The 20,422-nt window shown below is 33.6% G+C and carries 12 protein-coding genes; 6 read left to right on the top strand and 6 right to left on the bottom strand.

Annotation, left to right across the window (positions count from 1 at the left end):
• Positions 1 to 113 precede the first annotated feature (113 nt).
• The 5 genes from JM82_RS11160 (at position 114) to JM82_RS11140 (ending at position 6,773) form a co-directional block, all read left to right on the top strand.
• Positions 114 to 2,279 carry a carboxy terminal-processing peptidase gene (locus JM82_RS11160; RefSeq protein WP_145003724.1) on the top strand — a complete coding sequence of 722 codons (2,166 nt, stop codon included), beginning with the start codon at positions 114 to 116 and terminating at the stop codon, positions 2,277 to 2,279.
• A gap of 65 nt (positions 2,280 to 2,344) precedes the next feature.
• A complete protein-coding gene (locus tag JM82_RS11155) occupies positions 2,345 to 3,439 on the top strand; it encodes an ABC transporter permease (protein WP_145003722.1) in 1,095 nt (364 codons plus the stop codon).
• A gap of 69 nt (positions 3,440 to 3,508) precedes the next feature.
• A complete protein-coding gene (locus JM82_RS11150) occupies positions 3,509 to 5,461 on the top strand; it encodes a YgiQ family radical SAM protein (RefSeq protein WP_145003719.1) in 1,953 nt (650 codons plus the stop codon).
• A 73-nt stretch (positions 5,462 to 5,534) separates the two neighbouring features.
• The gene (locus JM82_RS11145; RefSeq protein ID WP_145003716.1) at positions 5,535 to 6,341 is read left to right on the top strand and encodes a tryptophan-rich sensory protein; all 807 of its coding nucleotides are present in this window, start codon (positions 5,535 to 5,537) and stop codon (positions 6,339 to 6,341) included.
• Between the two features lie 198 nt (positions 6,342 to 6,539).
• Positions 6,540 to 6,773, top strand: a complete 234-nt coding sequence (locus JM82_RS11140) for a hypothetical protein (protein WP_145003713.1) — start codon at positions 6,540 to 6,542, stop codon at positions 6,771 to 6,773.
• Between the two features lie 22 nt (positions 6,774 to 6,795).
• On the opposite strand, the gene JM82_RS11135 is transcribed toward JM82_RS11140, so the two are convergent.
• From JM82_RS11135 to JM82_RS11110, 6 genes are all read right to left on the bottom strand, one after another.
• On the bottom strand, positions 6,796 to 7,989 hold the full coding sequence (locus JM82_RS11135) for an MvaI/BcnI family restriction endonuclease (RefSeq protein ID WP_145003710.1): 1,194 nt from the start codon (positions 7,987 to 7,989) through the stop codon (positions 6,796 to 6,798).
• On the bottom strand, positions 7,986 to 10,193 hold the full coding sequence (locus JM82_RS11130) for a DNA cytosine methyltransferase (protein ID WP_145003707.1): 2,208 nt from the start codon (positions 10,191 to 10,193) through the stop codon (positions 7,986 to 7,988). The genes JM82_RS11135 and JM82_RS11130 overlap by 4 nt, the downstream gene beginning before the upstream one ends.
• 80 nt (positions 10,194 to 10,273) lie before the next feature.
• Positions 10,274 to 13,129, bottom strand: a complete 2,856-nt coding sequence (gene polA / locus JM82_RS11125; protein ID WP_145003704.1) for a DNA polymerase I — start codon at positions 13,127 to 13,129, stop codon at positions 10,274 to 10,276.
• 95 nt (positions 13,130 to 13,224) lie between these two features.
• Positions 13,225 to 14,244, bottom strand: a complete 1,020-nt coding sequence (locus tag JM82_RS11120; protein WP_145003701.1) for a N(4)-(beta-N-acetylglucosaminyl)-L-asparaginase — start codon at positions 14,242 to 14,244, stop codon at positions 13,225 to 13,227.
• 9 nt (positions 14,245 to 14,253) lie between these two features.
• Positions 14,254 to 15,918 (bottom strand): MFS transporter, encoded by a 1,665-nt coding sequence (locus JM82_RS11115; RefSeq protein ID WP_145003698.1) that lies wholly within the window; start codon positions 15,916 to 15,918, stop codon positions 14,254 to 14,256.
• Positions 15,919 to 15,957: 39 nt separating this feature from the next.
• Positions 15,958 to 18,897, bottom strand: coding sequence for a GH92 family glycosyl hydrolase (locus JM82_RS11110; RefSeq protein WP_145003695.1), 2,940 nt, complete (start codon positions 18,895 to 18,897; stop codon positions 15,958 to 15,960).
• Between the two features lie 256 nt (positions 18,898 to 19,153).
• Here JM82_RS11110 and JM82_RS11105 point away from each other — a divergent pair, with 256 nt between their 5' ends.
• Complete coding sequence (locus tag JM82_RS11105) at positions 19,154 to 20,383, top strand: metallophosphoesterase (protein WP_145003692.1); 1,230 nt, start codon at positions 19,154 to 19,156, stop codon at positions 20,381 to 20,383.
• The last annotated feature ends 39 nt before the right edge of the window (positions 20,384 to 20,422 follow it).

Below are 20,422 nucleotides of genomic sequence, written 5' to 3'. Positions count from 1 at the left end.
CCGTATCTACTCAATTTCTTCAGTTTAACAAAAAATTAGGTGGATTAGATTTTATTGGCATGGTTTTTTCTTTACTTTAGTAGAAATTTCTCGAAAAAATTTAAACAGAACACATGAAAAGGAAATATAATATAATATTGCTAGTACTATTATTAGCATTTGGTTCTTGTAGTTTTACCACTAAAGTTGATGACGATCCAGATAAAGACAAACTTTTAATACAAATCATAACTTTAGCTTTAGACCAGTTACATTTTGAACCAAAAGAATTAAATGATGCTTTTTCTGCAGAAATTTATTCGGACTATTTAGAGTTGGTTGACCCTTTAAAACGTTACTTCTTGCAGTCAGATGTTGACGATTTTAAAAAGTTTGAAACCGAAATTGATGATCAGTTAAGAGCTTATGATATTTCATTTTTTAGTTTGGTTTATGAGCGTTTAGTGCAACGTCAAGAAGAAGCTAAGTCTTATTATAAAGATATTTTAGCAAAGCCTTTTGATTTTAATCAAGACGAAGATTATAACACAGATTATAAAAACTTACCATACGCTAAAAACAAAAAAGGATTAAAAGAGCGTTGGAGACAACAGTTAAAATTTAATACGTTGTCTAGTTACGATACTTTAATGGATGAGCAAAATGATACAGCTAAAGTAAAGGAAGACGAGGAAGGCACTGAAGCTATTGAAAAAGAGCCTGTAGTTAAAAAAACTATTACAGAGATTGAAGCAGAAGCTAGAGCTGAAACGTCTAAAGCTTTAGATAATTATTTTACAGACTATATCGAAGATATGGATCGTGAGGATTGGTTTGGTATGTATGTGAATACTATTGTAGAAGAGTTTGATCCACACACCTCTTATTTAGCACCAACAGATAAAGATAGATTTGATCAGCAAATGTCTGGTAAACTTGAAGGTATTGGAGCACGTTTACAGAAAAAAATGGACTACATCAAAATTGTAGAACTTATTTCTGGTGGACCAGCTTGGAGAGATGGAGAGATAGAAGTTGGTGATGTTATAATGAAAGTACGTCAGGACAAAGAAAAAGAAGCAATAAGCGTAGTTGGAATGCGTATTGATGATGCTATTAAATTAATTAAAGGACCTAAAGGGACTAAGGTTATTTTAACCATGAAAAAAGTGGATGGTACTATCCAAGATATTGCAGTGACTAGAGATTTAGTAGAGCTGGAAGAGACTTATGCTAAGTCTTCAATAGTTAAAAAAGACAATAAAAATTACGGAATAATAAATCTGCCTAAGTTTTATGTAGATTTTGAAGATTATAATAACCGTAACGCTGCAACAGATATTAAATTAGAAATTGAGCGTTTAAAAGAAGCTGGTATTGAAGGTCTTGTTTTAGACCTGCGTAATAATGGTGGAGGATCTTTAAGAACCGTTGTAGATATGGCTGGTTTATTTATTAAAGACGGACCAATTGTACAAGTTAGATCAACCGACGAGCCAAAAGAGGTGTTACGTGATACTGATAAATCCATTGTTTGGGATGGACCATTAGTAATTATGGTAAACGAGTTGTCTGCATCTGCATCAGAGATTTTAGCTGCAGCAATGCAAGATTACAAACGTGCTATTATTATTGGTAGTAAGCAAACTTATGGTAAAGGAACAGTACAAAATGTATTAGACTTAAACCGAATGGTTCGTAATAGTTCTCACGGAGATTTAGGAGCCTTAAAATTAACGCGTCAAAAGTTTTACCGTATTAATGGTGGATCAACACAGTTAGAAGGTGTAAAAAGTGATGTTGTTGTTCCGGATCGTTACAGTTTTATTGACATAGGTGAGCGTGATCAAGAAAATCCATTAGCTTGGGATAAGATCACACCTGTAGATTTTGAAGTTTGGAATAGCTATTTTGACTACGATCGTACCATTGCTAATAGTAAAGAGCGTATGGCTAATAACGAGCAATTAAAGTTAATTGAAAATAGTGCTAAATGGGCTAAGACTAAAATGGATGATAACAGCTACTCGCTTAATTACGAAAAATATAGAGCAGAGTTAAAGTTAAATGAAGAAGAAGCAAAGCAGTTTGATGCGATTTCAGATTATAAAACTAATTTAACATTTGAGTCGTTACCATACGAGCAAAGAATGTTTGATCAAGACACGACCTTACGTGATAAACGTAACAGATGGCATGAAAATTTAAGTAAAGATGTTTATGTTGAAGAAGCGCTTAACGTGCTAAACGACTTAAAAATGACTTACGAAATTAAAAAAGTAGCCACGATAAAAAATTAGTAGTTTTGTCATTCCTTTGATTTGTATATTTAGCATTGCAAAACTTAGGAATTGATAATTATAAAATGACAACAAAAACATACTCCTTATCACAATTAGCGCTTCAAAAGTTTAAAAAAAACTTTTGGGGCGTTTTTAGTTTGTGTTTTGTAGCATTAGTTGGCTTAGTGTCTGTATTTGCGTATTTATTTGCACCAGACAATTCTCAAAATGCCAATCAAATGCATGTGTCTATTCATTCTAAACCTCCAGGTTTTAATGTTAAGATGTTGACCATACCTTCTCAAATTAAAAACGAGCAATCACTTTTTCAAAAAGTGTTCTTCGGAATAAACAATACAGACTCCGAAATTCCTATTTCAAGTTATTCAATACATAATAACCAATTAACGTACACCGAGTTTGCTTCTGATGGTTTAGAAGGCGACACAAAAACAATCGATGCGTCTTATATCACTCAAAATTCAGCGTCTCAATATATAAAAAACGTAACCTTCCATCTAGGAACCGATAAATATGGACGTGATTTATTAAGTCGTTTATTGGTTGGTGCACGTATTTCTTTTTTTATTGGCTTTGTAGCAGTATTTATATCTCTGGTAATTGGAATATTTATGGGTAGTGTTGCTGGATATTATGGAGGTAAAGTAGACGCTTTAATCATGTGGATTATAAATGTAACCTGGTCCATTCCAACGTTATTGTTGGTTATAGCAATTACTTTAGCCTTAGGTAAAGGGTTTTGGCAAGTATTTATAGCAGTAGGTTTAACCATGTGGGTAGAAGTGGCTAGAGTTGTTAGAGGACAACTTATTAGTGCAAAACAAATGCAATACGTGACAGCAGCTAGAGCTTTAGGATTTAACGATTTTAGGATAATAACAAAACATATATTGCCTAATATTATGGCTCCTGTGATTGTAATATGTGCAGCCAATTTTGCTGCAGCAATATTAATAGAGTCTGGACTTAGTTTTCTTGGTATTGGTGCACAACCACCTATGGCAAGTTGGGGAGCAATGATTAAGGATCATTACAACTATATTATTTTAGGTAAACCCTATCTAGCTATTTTACCAGGTTTATGCATCATGCTTTTAGTAATGGCTTTTATGCTAATTGGTAATGCATTACGCGATGCGTTAGATGTTAAAGTTTAGGCTTCTAGATTAACTATTCCCTTTAAAATAAATACATCACAGTCTTTTTTTATATACTTTTGCAACGTTATGCAAGAATTAAAATTATCAGATTGGTTACCTACCACTAACAAAGAGGTTAAGATACGTGGTTGGCAAGAGCTAGACGTCATACTTTTTAGTGGTGACGCCTACGTGGATCATCCTACGTTTGGTCCAGCAGTTATTGGACGTTTGCTAGAAAGTTTTGGCTTACGTGTCGCTATTGTACCACAACCTAATGTTAACGATAATCTTCAGGACTTTGTAAAATTAGGTAAACCAAGATTATTTTTTGGTGTTACAGGTGGTTGTATGGATCCCATGATTAGCAATTATAATGCTAATAAAAAGAAACGTGATAAGGATGCCTACACGCCAAATGGTGATATTGGATTTAGACCTGATTATGCATCGTCTGTATACTCTAAAATTTTAAAAGAAAAATGGCCAGATACTCCAGTGTTAATTGGTGGTATCGAAGGGTCTTTACGACGTGTAACACACTACGATTATTGGAGTGATCAATTAATGCCAACAATTTTAGAAACTTCTAAAGCAGATATGTTGGTGTACGGAATGGGAGAACAGCCCTTGCGAGAAATCATACGTTTGCTAGAAAAAGGCGTACCATTTAGTAGTATTAATACAGTTAATCAAACTGCTGTATTAATGAATAAAGACGAAAAAATACCTAAGAACAGTAATTGGGAAGATATTGAAATCGCTTCGCATGAAACCTGTTTAAAGGATAAGAAAAAATATGCGTCTAATTTTAAGGTCATCGAGCAAGAGTCCAACAAATTAGCTGCAAGACGAATTTTCCAAAAAGTAGGAGATAAGGTGTTAATGATTAATCCACCATATCCAACAATGACCGAAGCAGAGATTGATGCGTCATTTGATTTACCATACACACGATTACCACATCCAAAGTATGATAAGCGTGGACCAATTCCTGCGTTCGAGATGATTAAGTTTTCCATCAACATTCATAGAGGTTGTTTTGGTGGTTGTAGCTTTTGTACCATATCTGCGCACCAAGGAAAATTTATTGCTTCACGTAGTAAGGAATCTATTTTAAAAGAAGTTGATACGGTTGCAAATATGCCTGATTTTAAAGGGTATTTAAGTGATATTGGTGGACCAAGTGCAAATATGTATCAAATGAAGGGTAAAGTACAGTCTATTTGCGATAAATGTGTTGCACCAAGTTGTATTTCGCCAGTAATATGTAGTAATTTAGATACATCACATAAACCGTTAACCGAATTGTACCAAGCGGTTGATAGTCATCCAAAAGTTAAAAAATCGTTTATAGGTTCTGGAATCCGACACGATATGTTAGTCCCGGAATTTAATAAAAATGCAGATCCAAAAGAGTTAGATGCTTATACGGAAGAAGTCATGACTAAGCACGTCTCTGGACGACTTAAAGTGGCTCCAGAGCATACTAGTGATCCTGTGTTAAAATTAATGCGTAAACCGTCGTTTAAATACTTCCATAAGTTCAAAGAGCGTTTTGATAAAATTAATATTGCCAAAGGATTAAAACTTCAATTAATACCTTACTTTATTTCTAATCATCCTGCTTGTGAGGTGGAAGACATGGCTAATCTAGCTGCCGAAACCAAAGACATGGGATTCCAGTTAGAGCAAGTACAAGGCTTTACACCAACACCAATGACTGTGGCTACTGTAATTTATTATAGTGGCTACCATCCTTACACGCTTAAAAAAGTAAATACACCAATTACTAGAAAAGAGAAAGACGAACAACACCGTTTTTTCTTTTGGTATAAAGACGAAAACAAAGCGTGGATCAAAAAGACCCTAAACAAATTAGGACGTCAAGACTTATTAGACGTGCTGTTACCTGGTAAAGAGGAAAAATGGCGAAAAAACAAACCTAAAGGTGAAGCTAAAAACACCTTTAATGACGCTGTTCCGTTTAATCAACGTAAGAATAAGGCTAAGTTTAAAAGCAAAAATAAACGTCGTTAAAAATTAGTAATCTATTAACTTTTTTTTGGTGTAGAATTTTTTCAAGATGTTTTAAATGTAGTATATTATAACTATGAAAAAACAACTACAAATAATCAATGGGATTGCTTTTGTCTGCGTGATTATAATGAACTATTTATCCAATACGGGTTTATTAAATAACACAACTATTGGCGAAGTCTCTAAACAATACAATACCTTATTTACACCTGCAGGATATGCGTTTTCCATTTGGGGAATCATCTATTTGCTTTTAACAGGATTTATTGTTTATCAAGGACGTAGTTTGTTTGTCAAGGTCAGAAATGACGACTTTGTACTAAGAACAGGTTGGTGGTTTACTATCTCATGTATTGCTAATTGTGCTTGGATTGTCACTTGGATTTATGGTTATACTGTACTATCCTCTGTATTTATTTTTATAATACTTATCGCGTTATTACAAATAGTGCTTAAAAACAAAATGGAATTGTTTGATGCACCAATCACTGTTATTGTGTTTTTGTGGTGGCCATTTGTAATTTATAGTGGTTGGATTACGGTTGCATGTATTGCTAATGTATCAGCAGTTTTAGTAAAATATAATTGGGATGGTTTTGGGTTGTCACCAACCGTTTGGACCTTACTATTAATTGGGGTAGCCACAGTAATAAACTTAATGGTTACCTGGACACGTAACATGCGCGAGTTTGCGCTAGTTGGTGCTTGGGCTTTAATTGCTATTTACGTGGCTAATAACAACGTAAATACTTCTGTAGCCTACACTGCGTTAGTTGCTGCTGTAATTTTAATTATAAGCAGTGCTGCACATGGCTTTAAAAACCGAAAAACAAATCCTGCTATAAAGTGTATGGAGTATTTTGAGGGAAGGTCAAGTTAGGGTTTGTCCAATAGAAAGTTTTGCAGCATCTTTCCATAAATAATTTGGCATAGGTACATTTAATTTCCAATTAATACTCATAGGTTTTGAACCGTAATGATTGATTTTTAATATCGTAAATATAAAGTGTGAAGTATTGTTTTTAATAGGTTTTAATCTCGTTTTTTCATATATTTAAGTAGCTAAATATATGATTTTATGAATTTTATTGAAAGAGATAAACTAAGACATCCATATTACAAAATTATGGAATTGGATAAAGAAGAACTTTTAGTTGAATTAACTAGTTGGTCTCGCTTAGAGTTAATAGATTGGTTGTGTTGGAATGATAAAAATGGAATTTATCGTGATGAAGAATCTTTAAGTGAAGTTGGTGTTGTTTTGGATAAAGAAATAGCTATTGAGATTATGAGTGGGCAGATTCATTCATAAAAGTATTTGTTTTCTGTTTAATTTATGCAAGTAAATTGTATTTTTCACTTGGCGGAAACAATAATTCAATTCCTTTCGATTCAATTTTAAAGAAAGGACCTTTTTCTTTTCCACTTCCTGTAGCTGTTCTTTTTATCAAATGGTCGAGAGTGATTATTCCTTGCTCAATTAATAAATCAAATTGTGATGTAATTGGTTTTCTAGTATGTTCCACGAATTTATATTGAAAGTGTTCTAGTCCATTTACTCTTGTGCTTTCAGCTTCAACCCAAAACGTTTCTTTATGCTTTGATTTTAAACGATTATGCAGTTTGTCCAATGTCCAGACTACAAAATCTCCGACTTCTGGTTTATCAGAGTTTTCAATTACTTGCTTGATTTCGTTATCGATTCTCAAATTCAATCCTTGTGAATTCCTAGTAATTGCAGAAACTGTACAATATAACTTAAAATCATCTCCTCGGTCGTAACCAAAATTGTCTAATATTTCTGTTGAACTTTTGAATTTACTTAGTTTCCAATTAGGAACTTGAGCAAATAGGTTTTTTCTATTCTGTCTACTAGAAGTTTTCTTTTTTCTAAAGGATTTTAATTCAATTCCTTTATAATCTGGCTCTTTTGAGGAATTGATATTGATTCCAAGTGCAGTTTCAAGTGTTCTACCAACAGAAGTATCAGCGTCAACCATTGAAGGAATTGGGCCAGCATTTGCTATTTTTCTTAACATTGCCAAAAGTTCAAATGCTATTTCATTTTCTGTCGTGTTAATTGCATTAATTAACTCTTGAAACGGATTGAAAATTGAAGAATTTATCAATTCTATGACATCTAATTTTGTCAAGTTAAAAACTTGAAATCGACTATCAAAGTAAGTTATTGCAATAATATCATTTGGGGCTGCAGCCTTTGTCAAGCTATAAAACCATATTCTTGGGTCTCCTTTTTTCGTTGAAGGACGATATAAAGATGCTTGTGATTTTATTGTCTTTAAACCAGTATGAATTACTGCGGGAATCATTACTTTACTTTCTGTGCCTTGTTTTTGTAATTCGTAATCGTGAATATATTCACTTTTCAAATAACTACGGACAGAACCAGTTGCATCCATTATGGATTTTTTTAATCCTGTTTCGGTTGGTTCAATTAAAGTAAGAGAAACTTGGTTTTTAGTTAGTAATTTTATCTTTTCTTGTTCTGCGTCTGTAAGTTTTCTCACTTGATATGTTTTAAAATTTCACTTGCAACTGCTCTTGCTAATAATGGTGGAACAGCATTTCCAACTAAAGTATATTGTGGAACTTCTGTTTTTCTATTATTTCCTCCTGTTGAGCGTTTTCCTTGAAACACAAAAGAATCGTCAAACGATTGTAAGCGTGCCATTTCTCTAACTGTTAAAGACCTTGGCGAATTATAATGAATGTAATCATCTGCAATAGTCATTATCGTAGAACTTTGTTCGTCAGGTTTTAAAACGTTGTAGTTGCGTTTGTTTGTTGCAAGTCCTAGCTTTTTGAGCTCTGGTTGAGCTTCCTTGTAATTACCATTTTTTAAAATGACACCAAGTCTTTGAATTACTGTTTCATTTTGGTTACTTGTTTTATGATTATTGAGTAAATCAAAATACTTTTCTCCATCTTCAAGACCTTGGGTGTTTTTTACATAAAAAGGTTTTGTTTGAGGTTTAATACGTTCAATCAATCTGCCTTTTTTAGACCATTCTGCAAATGATTTTCCGCCTTTAGATAATGGTTTGCCATCAATACTCCTTTTCTTAAGAAGCTTAGCCATTTTTTTTGCAGTTCCATTATATTGAGCCGAAATGTCGACTTGCTCGTAACGATGAGCTTCTTGGTTATTACCGATAAAATCTAAATCGTATAAAGCTTCAAAAATTGTAACCTTATCTTCTTCGGAAACTGTTGCTGGAATCTCTGAAATATATTCTTGGTCTTTTCTACAACCAATGAAAAGTACTCTTTCTCTATTTTGAGGAACACCATAATTTGATGCGTTAGCAACAAAAGGTTGCTCTATTTTATAAAGTCTAATACTTTCAAGAATGGTATTTAACTCTTTTTTTTGTGATGTGTTACAATAAGATTTTAATATCTCGATTGATTCATCAAAAGATGTTGTGTAAATTTTTAACGCAGTTACAATGTCGGCACAATCTTTTTTATACTCAGTTGGTACTTTTAAGGATTTAAAAGAATTCTCAATTTTTGAAATAACATTTTCAGAACCTATTTCCGTTAAGAAATCTGTAAACGAATTTGTAAAATCATCACTATCAATATTGCAAAAGTCTTTTTCTTTAATAATATCACGTTTTAATTTTTCCCATTCTTTAGAACGTGCTAAAAGATTAAATCCGTGTCGAATCGTGTTTATATTTTCATCTGTTTTACTTGTTTTGTAATCAGCGATTTTTGGTGTTATTTTTTTAAATCTATTTTCTACAAACCTTATAAAATCTTCTTTTCCAGATTCTTTATCTTTTTCAAGTAGTTTTTCAAGTTCAACTCTTTTTACAATACTATCAAAGAGAAATGAATTTGATTCTTTTCGTATTTTCTTGATAAAAGAATTCAGTAAAGGAATTTCTTTTGTGTCAACAATAGAATTAATTTCCTTGATAATTAGTTCTTTTATTTTTCCACCCTCTTTAGTTAAAATTCCTTTCACATTTTCCATTACGAAGTATTTAGGTTGTAATACCTTGATTACTTCTAAATAGTGAGAAAAAAGGTCGTCTTTTTTATCAAATTTTTTACGTTTACCAGCAAGACTAAAACTTTGGCAAGGTGGTCCACCACAAACAACATCAATTGTTTTTCCTTTGATTTTTTCTAATAAATTATCTAGAAAATCTGGTTCTGTTATATCTTGTTGTAAAAATTCAGCGTCTAAACCTAATTGATGATTATATCTAACAACGTGTGTTAACTCACAGTTTTCATTTATATCGTTAGCTACAATAAAATCAAAAAATTTATTATTGTGTTCTGCTTGTAGAAAACCCTCACTAAAACCACCAGCACCTGCAAATAAATCAACAAATGTGAAAGGCTTTCCATAGAGAGCTACTTGCTCTTTTACAATGTTTACATTACTGTTTTCTTTGTAATTTTCAATGTGTTCGTTTAATACACTTTTTACTTCGTCTTGAACAAAAGTCTTTTTATTAGAATGATGTAAAAGTTCATCAGCTCTTTCTCTTAGAAAATCTAAATAATGATTGATTTCGTGAGATTCAACGCTTAATCCAATTGCTTTTTGTTTGGATTTATTGAAGTTTTTTGGTTCTATTTTTTGACCTGTAGAAACCTTAACTTGACTTCCGTTGCAGTTTATTCTAAGATGAATTGGTGCAAACCCTTTTTTGTCAGGTTTGTCTAAATAAAAATTAATTGTTGCCATAATTATTCACGGACGTTTTTACGTACACGGACAAAATTACGGACATTTTTGAAATAATTAATATTTATTTAATAAAATTTCTAATGCGCTTCCAACCAATTCAAACCAGTATCCACTTCAACATCTAAAGGTACTTCCATTTTAAAGGCTTGTTCCATTTCGGTTTTAATTAAGGTTTTCATTTTCTCAAGTTCAGGTTTGTAGACATCAAAAACCAATTCGTCATGCACTTGTAGTAACATTTTAGTTTTATAATTACCAACCTCTAGTTTGTTGTAAATGTTAATCATGGCAATTTTAATAATATCTGCAGCACTACCTTGGATTGGTGCATTAACAGCATTACGCTCTGCTGCACCACGTACCACAGCATTACGACTATTTATATCTTTTAAGTAACGTCTACGATCTAAAATAGTTTTCACATATCCATGATCACGTGCATAATCTACTTGTGCACTCATGTATTTTTTAAGTTTAGGGTAGGTTTCGTAGTAGGTATCAATAAGTTCTTTGGCTTCACCACGCGATAAATCGGTTTGGTTACTTAATCCAAAAGCTGACACACCATAGATAATCCCAAAGTTTACGGTTTTAGCATTACTACGTTGTTCGCGAGTAACTTCGTTTAAAGGTACATTAAAGACTTTTGATGCAGTGGAAGCGTGAATGTCCTCTCCATTTTTAAAGGCTTCAATCATGGTTTCTTCCTCGCTTAACGCAGCAATAATGCGCAGCTCTATTTGGCTATAATCCGCAGCTAAAAGTGTGTAATCTTCATTACGTGGTACAAACGCTTTACGGACTTGACGTCCACGTTCTGTACGTATCGGAATATTCTGTAGGTTTGGATTATTGCTACTTAAACGTCCTGTGGCAGCAACGGTTTGCATATAATCTGTATGTACACGACTTGTTGCAGGCTCTACCTGAAGTGGTAACGCATCCACATAGGTACTTTTAAGTTTTGCTAAACCACGATAATCTAAAATATTGCGAATAATTTCATGATCCTTAGCTAGGTAAGACAGTATGTCTTCTCCTGTTGCATATTGACCTGTTTTTGTCTTTTTAGGTTTGTCAACCAATTTTAGTTTTTCAAACAAAATAATACCTAATTGTTTTGGTGAGGCAATATTAAACTCCTCTCCAGCAACCTCATATATTTTGCTTTCTAAAGTGTTGATATCGTTATTTAAATCGTCTGATAGGCTATTTAAAAAGTCAACATCCAAATTAATACCTTCCAATTCCATAGCAGCCAATACACGAAGTAAAGGCACCTCAATATCATCAAATAATTTTTGAGTGTTAGCTTCGCCTAATTCCTTTTCAAAATGTTCTTTTAATTGAAGCGTAATATCAGCATCCTCAACCGCATATTCCGTTTGTTTTTCCAACGGAACATCACGCATGGATAATTGATTTTTTCCTTTTTTACCAATCAATTCTGTGATAGCAATTGGTGTATAGTTTAAGTACGTTTCTGCCAAAACATCCATATTGTGACGCATGTCTGGATTAATTAAATAATGCGCTAACATGGTGTCAAATAATGGACCTTTGACTTGTACATTGTATTTGGCTAGTACCTTAATATCGTATTTTAAATTTTGTCCAATTTTCTGAATGGTGTCACTTTCAAAAAATGGTCTAAGCGTTTCGATTAGTGCTTGTGCTTCGGTTTTGTCCTCCGGAAAGGGTAGGTAAAAGCCTTTACCAATTTCCCATGAAAATGAAATTCCAACCAACTCTGCAGTTAATGGATTTAAACCTGTGGTTTCGGTATCAAAACACACAGACGTCTGATTCATTAAGTTTTTAATAAATAATGTAGTTGCCATTCCTGAGGCTACACTTTGGTAAAAATGAGCAGTAGTTTCGGCAGTTTTTCGCGCTAAGCTATCTGTGTCAGAGGTCGCTGTTGCGGAATTTGGGTCGCCTCCAAATAAATTAAATTGACCAGCTCCAGCACTTTCAGCCTCTTTAGGCGTCACTTTTGGTGTTGCTTTTTCCGAAGCGTTGTTGTTAGCAAGCGATGTGGCTTCTGCACCAGAAGTAAAGGTTTTTGTAAAATTATCTATAAGACGTCTAAATTCTAATTCCTGAAAAATGGCAGTCACTTTAGGAATATCTGGAGCGTCTAACTCAAAATCTTTAGCGTTAAACGTCACAGGAACGTCTAACATAATGGTTGCTAGTTTTTTAGAAAGTAAACCTAACTCTTGGTTGGCCTCAATCTTCTCTTTCATTTTACCTTTTAGCTCGTGTGTGTTAGCAAAAAGGTTTTCCATGCTACCATATTGTGCTAAAAACTTTTTAGCGGTTTTTTCTCCAACACCAGGTAAACCAGGAATATTATCACTAGCGTCTCCCATCATTCCTAAAAAGTCAATGACTTGTAAAGGGTCTGTTACTTCAAATTTTTTCTGTACTTCTGGGATTCCCCAAGTTTCATAGCCACCACCAAACACAGGTCTGTACATAAAAATGTTTTCGCTAACTAATTGCGCAAAATCTTTATCAGGTGTTACCATAAAGGTTTGGTAGCCTTCTTTTTCGGCTTGTTTAGCTAAAGTCCCAATAACATCATCCGCTTCATAACCAGCTTTAACCATAATTGGAATATGCATGGCTTTTAAAATCTCCATGATATAAGGTACAGCAGTTTTAATACCCTCAGGCGTTTCGTCACGATTGGCTTTATAGGCTTCAAACATTTCAACTCTGTCAGCACTTCCGCCTTTATCAAAACAAACTGCTAAATGATCAGGACGCTCACGTTTTATAACATCTAATAACGAATTCATGAAACCCATAATAGCAGAGGTGTCTTCACCTTTAGAGTTTATTCTTGGGTTTTTTATAAAGGCATAGTAACCTCTAAAAATTAAAGCGTAGGCATCGACTAAAAAGACGCGTTTATTGTCTGACATAATAGTAATTTTGATAGAATACCAAAACTACAAAACTTAACGCAAGTTTGCTTTAAAATTTGACAACTTCTGTGCTTAAAACAGTAAATTATTGATTAAGCTTTTAAGAATGCTTTAGATAAGATTCTTTCGTTTTTACCATGCTGATATTTCATGTACGCAAATCCAGGATGAATGCAGTAAGATCCCGTTTGACCTGCTTTGTTAATCGCAATGTAGGCTGCTTGAAAATCCTTGTGGTTTTTGTTTTTATTGACGATACGGTTTATGGCTTCTTCACAAGCTTGTTGTGGATGCATTCCGTTTCGCATCAGCTCTACGATTAAAAAGCTTCCTACGGTTTTTAAAATTTCTTCACCTAAACCAGTAGCAGCTGCACCACCAACTTGATTGTCAACATATAATCCAGAGCCTATGATTGGCGAGTCGCCAACGCGTCCTTTCATTTTATAAGATAATCCAGAGGTTGTACAAGCTCCTGCAATGTCACCATCTTTATCCAAGCATAACATACCAATGGTATCATGATTTTCTATGTTAATAATAGGCTTGTATTCTGAAGTTTTTTTCCAGTCTTCCCATGCTTTTTTTGAGGCTTCTGTAAGTAGGTTTTCTTTTTTAAAGCCTTGTGTGTAGGCAAAATCTTCGGCACCTTTTGCAGCTAAGATAACGTGAGGTGTTTCTGTCATTACTTTTTTAGCAAGAAGCGCAACATTAATAATGTTTTGGACACAAACAACAGCACCACAATCTCCAGAACTGTCCATAACGCAAGCGTCTAGCGTTACTTGACCATCTCTGTCTGGTGCACCACCATTACCAACGGTTGTATTGGTAAGGTTTTCTTCCTCGATAGCGACACCAGCAATTGCAGCATCTAAAGCTTTTACACCTTGTTCCAACGTTTGACCCGCTTTTGCATTGGCATCTACAAAACCCCAAGTACAAATGGATACAGGAAAATTAGTGTTATCTATAATACTAGTAGTGTCTTCTTTTTGTTGAGTTACATCAGATGAATTTTTATCAATTTTAGCGCAAGCAAGAGCAGAACTTCCTGCTGCAAGACCAATACTGGTTAATGATGCGTTTTTTAAAAATTTTCTTCTATCCATATTATGAAATTAATACGTTACACCTTGTTTGTCCAAAATAGATTTAGTCCTGAAAGTATAAAATAATAAATAGCCAAAGCATAATACAGCCATAATGTAGGACGTTTGTATACCAAAAACATCTGCTAATTTACCTTGTAAAGGCGGAATAATAGCTCCACCTAAAATCATCATTATTAAAAATGCAGATCCTTGAGACGTGTATTTGCCTAAACCTGCAATACTTAAAGTAAATATACAAGGCCACATAATTGAGCAGAACAATCCTCCAGATAAAAAAGCAAATAATGCGACGTTACCAGAAGTTAATAGTCCGATTACCATAGCTAAAACACCCAATAAACTAAATGTTTTTAATGTTGTAACTGGATTGTCTTTAGCATAAAAGAAACCTCCAATTTGTACTGCAACGCATATGGCGAAAAATAAGATTTGGTTAGACGAGTATTTTCCAAAATTGACCAATAATATGACTCCAAAAGCAACGTAAGGCACTATAATTAATAGCCATTTTTTTAAGCCTTTACTTGGGTTAAAAACTGTAATAGCTCCAACCCAACGACCAACCATTAATCCTCCCCAATACAGTGAAATATAAGGTGCGATTTGTGCATCGTTCAGGATTGGTAAGCCTAATTCGTTTAGGGTTGTTCCGTCTACTGCTTTTTTTAGTAGTTCACCTAAATTACTACCAACAGTAACCTCTACACCAACGTATGTAAAAATAGCAAGCATCCCTAAAACTAACTGAGGATACTTCATTGCTCCCCAACCTTCTGATTTTTTAGAAGAACTAGAATAAGCAAATACTAAACAGCCAACAACAGCAGCTAATGCGATAATTAAAAAGACTAAACGTTTATTTTCTAAACCTTCTGAAGAAACTTCATTACCTGTATAAGTGCTAAAAATGTAACCAAAACAGCCAATGATTATTAAGGTTAACACAATTAATAAGTTTTTAGCTTTATTAGCTGGTTCAAAAGCAGTTTCAGATTTTAAAGCTGGTAATTTTTTTGAGAAATAAAATAATGCTGCTGCTAATAAAAATAGGACACCAACTCCTAAATATAGCATCTGTACAGTGTTAAGTGTAATCTCGTTATTTTTAATCATAGCAGCCAACTCATCACCAGATAAAGGTGTAGAACCAAAAATGATAAATGCAACTACAATTGGTCCAATGGTAGTCCCAAAGGAGTTGATTCCGCCTGCAAGATTTAATCTGTGTGAGCCAGTTTTAGGGTCTCCTAATGCAATAGCAAATGGGTTAGCAGTGGTTTGTTGTAATGAAAAACCAAGTCCAACAATAAAAAGTGCTATTAATACAAAATAAAAAATACTAGTTTGTCCTTGTTCTGCTCCAGCTGTTGCAGGATACATAACAAAAGCGCCAATTGCAGAAAGTAGTAATCCATAGATAATTCCGTTTTTATAACCCCAAGCATTTAAGATGTCTTTTTTAATTGTGCTAGATATTATAAACAATAGTAAGGCGCCAATGTAATACGCACCATAAAAAGCAAAATCTACTAATTGCGATTGAAACTGATCGATATCAAAATAGGTTTTACAAAAAGGGATAAATACACTGTTTGAAGCAGCTATAAATCCCCAAAAAAAGAAGACAGTAACTAAGGTTGTTAAAGCAGATTTGTTATTTTGGTTTTCCATTGTTTGGTTTTTAATTTGTCCTAAATATAGTTATAAATGTTATTTGATAGTGATTTCGTCCACAAAAAGCCAACTTCTACCATTATGCTTGTAACCTAAATGCCATTCTGGAAGTTTGCCTAGTTTTTTTGCTATGATTTTTATGTAACGATATGGTTTTGGTACTTGTTTAAAGAAGATCTTTTTTATTTCTGTGTCTTCAGAAGGTTGTGTGTTGTTAACAAATTGAGTAGTATCTATTGGTTTAAAATTAATACCATCTGTCGAGCCAAAACAACTCACTTGGGTTGGATAAAAAATCCATGATCGTTGTTCTTGTAAAAAATTTAATGTGACAAGATTTACTTGTTTTGCGCTACCTAAATCAACAGTTGCTATTAAGTCTTTGTCTTGATAACCTTGCCAAGTTCCGGTTCTAAAATCTTGTGTTCCGTAAATACCATCTATTAACGCGTTGTTTCCGCCACCATTATATTGATTTGCATATTCGGTTTCTAGATTAATTGAAATATTTGGATCTATTTTATAGAATTGGGTTTGGATAGTGGCACTTTTAATTCCGTTTTTTTCTGAATAGACTTGCAACAGTGAAGCTTTAGAGATAGTAAAGGGTTGTTGGTATGGTTTAAAACTTTGATTGTCTAGACTGTAATAAGTTGCAACTTGTTTGTCTACATTATTCAAAACAACTTCAGTTTCGCCTTTAAAGGCTATATCACCTTTTGCAATAAATGGAGCAGGAGTGATGAGGTGTTCTGTAATTTCGGTTTTAGGTACTTGGTTATCTTTTGAAGCCCAAGTAGAGGGTTGATCTGTCATTTTAAAATGAAGTGTGCCACCATTGATAATATCTGAATGATTGATAAAAGACTGATTTAGCGGACTGCCATTTAATTCTGCGGAAGCGATATAAATATTTTTAGAACTTAAATTGTCGGTCGAAATTGTGAATTGTTTACCGTTTTCTAAATTAATGGTTGCTTTTTCAAAAAGAGGTGTCCCGATAATATAGTCATTACTACCAGGTGTTACAGGGTAAAAACCTAGGCTACTAAAAATGTACCAAGCACTCATTTGACCACAATCTTCGTTACCTGAGATTCCGTCAGGATTATTTTTGTATAATTCTGTTAAAATTTGATAGACTTTTTCTTGAGTCTTGTGTGGTTTATTTACAAAATTATAAAGATAAGCCATGTGGTGACTAGGCTCGTTGCCATGTGCGTATTGCCCAATTAAGCCTGTAATATCCACTTGATGTCGTCCAGAGGTTTGGTCTTTTGCAACAAATAGCTTGTCTAAATTAGCGTCTAGTTTGTCTTTTCCGCCTAAAAGTGTCGTAAAACCAGAGACGTCTTGTGGTACGTAAAAACTGTATTGCCAAGCGTTAGCCTCAGTGTAATTAAAATTGACTTCGTAAGGATCAAAAGGTGCAAACCAGGTGTTTCTGTATCGACCTCTCATAAACTGCGTTTCGGGATCAAAACTGTTTTTATAATATTGTGCTCTTTCCGAATACGTTTTATAATCGTCTAACTTGCCTAAACTTTTTGCCATTTGAGCAATAGTCCAATCGTCATAAGCATATTCCAAGGTTTTAGAAACCGATTCGCTTTCTTCTTCCACAGGAATATAACCGAATTGCTTATAGCTTTTTAGGCCTAATTTATCTCTTGTTGTACTATGTTTCATGGCCTCAAAAGCTTTGTCGACATCATAATTATTTATGCCTTTTAAGTAGGCATCTGCTATAACTGGTACTGCGTGATAACCAATCATGCAACCTGTGTAATTGGCACTTAAGTCCCAAATTGGCATAATACCACCTTCGTTATATTTAGCAATAAAGGTGTTTATAAAATCGTTGGTTTTGTCTTGATTTATGATGGTGTATAGAGGGTGTGCTGCACGATAGGTGTCCCAAAGTGAGAAAACTGTGTAATAATCAAAATCTTTAGTGGTGTGAATTTTCATGTCCATACCACGATAACGACCATCGACATCTTGATACAAATTAGGTGCTAAAGCAACGTGATACATTGAGGTGTAAAAGTTGGTTTTGTTATCAACATCATTATCTTGAATTACAATTTTTTTTAATTGTTTTTCCCAAATATCTTGAGCTGTATTTTTTACCTTTTCAAAAGTATGTTCTCCTATTTCTTCTTTAAGGTTTTTTCTGGCACCTTCAATATCTACAGCACTAATACCTATTTTTAAATAAACAGGTTGGTTGTTTGGGTTATTGAATTTTAACGCTATTTTTTGAGCACCTTTTTGACCTTGTTGAGGTGGAGATTGGAGCACATCTGAAAAAGTATGTGATGTTTTAATAACAAAATACAGACGCTGATCTTTTGCCCAAGCTTCCGAAAAACGATAGCCTTCAATTTGCGTATCCGAAACCTTTGTAATTTTAGCATCTATAACCTTATCACGATGCAATAAATCTACAATTGCAACTTGATTTTCAGCCGAAGGAAAACTGTATTTGTGTATGCCACTACGTTTAGAAACCGTTAATTCTACATTAATATTGGTGCTATCTAAATGGACTTTGTAGTAACCAGGTTGAGCGATTTCATTATCATGAGAAAAATAAGCACGATAACCAGGTTTACCATCTGCACCATTGTTAAAATTAACCTTATTGGTTGGCATGATTAAAATATCACCATAATCCGAAACACCAGTTCCGCTTAAATGTGTGTGCGAAAAACCATAGATATAACTATCACTATAGTGGTATCCAGAACAACCATCCCAACCTTCTAGTCGTGTGTCTGGACTAAGTTGCATCATTCCAAAAGGCATAGTTGCTCCTGGATACGTGTGACCATGACCTCCAGTTCCAATAAAAGGATTAACATAGGCTATTAATGGTTTTTCTGTAGTTGTTGGTTTTTTATTTTCGGTTTTGTCATTACAGCTAGAAATGATAAAACATAGGATCAAAAACACGGTTAATTTTAGTTTCATTAGAAAGAATAGCTTTTATAAGCCTCTAATATAATTAAAAATGAAGCTTCAAAAAATTCTATGACCAGTACTTGTACTTAATATATAAACAGATTTAAAGGCTTCATTAATTTTAATTAAAACAGAAAAATAAAATAATAAATCACCTTATAACAATAAAAAGGACATGGCATAAAGAATTAAAAATCAAAACGTTTAACAAATTGCTAAGATAATTGATTGTCATATTAGTTAAATTTGTAGTCTAAACTAAGTTATGACACGTCTAATTATTATTTCACTTTTATATATATTATTAACTGTTTATGGTTTTCAGGCTATTAAGACAGTATTTAAATCAAGTTGGGTACATTATTTGTTTTTTGCAATAGCACTTGTTGTTGCCTTAAATATGGTGTATCAATTTGCATCACCATCTGAAGGTAGAGTGATATCAGGAGGTAGAGGTTATGCTATTGGTTTTTTGTTATCCTTTATGGCTTTTAATTTAGTGCTTGTTCCAATATTAATAGGAGAGGACATTATTAGATCATTTATAAGCCTATATGATAAATATTTTATTACTAAAGAATCCTTTTATCTACCCTCTAGACGTAAATTTATAAGTCAAATTGGATTAGGTCTGGCAGCAATACCATTTGCTTCGTTGCTTTATGGTATGTATCAAGGACGATACAATTATAAAGTTTTAAAATACACATTACATTTTGAAGATTTACCAGACGCGTTTGATGGCTATAAAATGACACATATTAGTGATATCCATTCTGGAAGTTTTGATAATAAAGAAAAAATTAATTACGCTGTCGATTTAGTAAACAAGCAACAAGGAGACGTCATATTGTTTACAGGAGATTTGGTTAATAATAAAGCATCCGAAATGTATGATTGGAAAGACACCTTTTCTAAGCTTACAGCAAAAGATGGTGTGTTTTCTGTATTAGGGAATCATGATTATGGTGATTACGTAGATTGGGCAACAGAGCAAGATAAACATGATAATTTAAATGAATTAAAATCTATCCAGAAAGAGATTGGTTTTGATTTATTATTAAATGAAAGTCGTTACATTGAAAAAGATGGACAAAAAATAGCATTAGTAGGTGTAGAGAATTGGGGAATAGGTGGTTTTAAAAAAGCTGGAGACTTGGATAAAGCGTCAAATAATATTGCCTCAGATGATTTTAAGGTATTGCTATCGCATGATCCTTCACATTGGGCAGAACAGGTAATAGACCATAGTAATCACTATCACTTAACGTTAAGTGGGCATACACATGGCATGCAGTTTGGAATAGAAATTCCGGGTTGGATTAAATGGAGTCCTGTTAAATGGCGTTATAAACATTGGGCAGGAATCTATAAAGAAAAAGGCCAATACATTAATGTTAATAGAGGTTTTGGTTATTTAGCTTATCCTGGACGTGTAGGAATTTGGCCAGAAATAACAGTCATAGAACTTAAAAAAGGGACGCAAATTGCTTAATTACAACTAAATGTTATATTTTAGTGACTAGTTTGAACT

The organism is Olleya sp. Hel_I_94 (assembly GCF_007827365.1).
In the GTDB taxonomy this organism is placed as follows: domain Bacteria; phylum Bacteroidota; class Bacteroidia; order Flavobacteriales; family Flavobacteriaceae; genus Olleya.
Note: the sequence above shows the minus strand (reverse complement) of the source record. Positions and strands in the feature narration are given on the sequence as shown.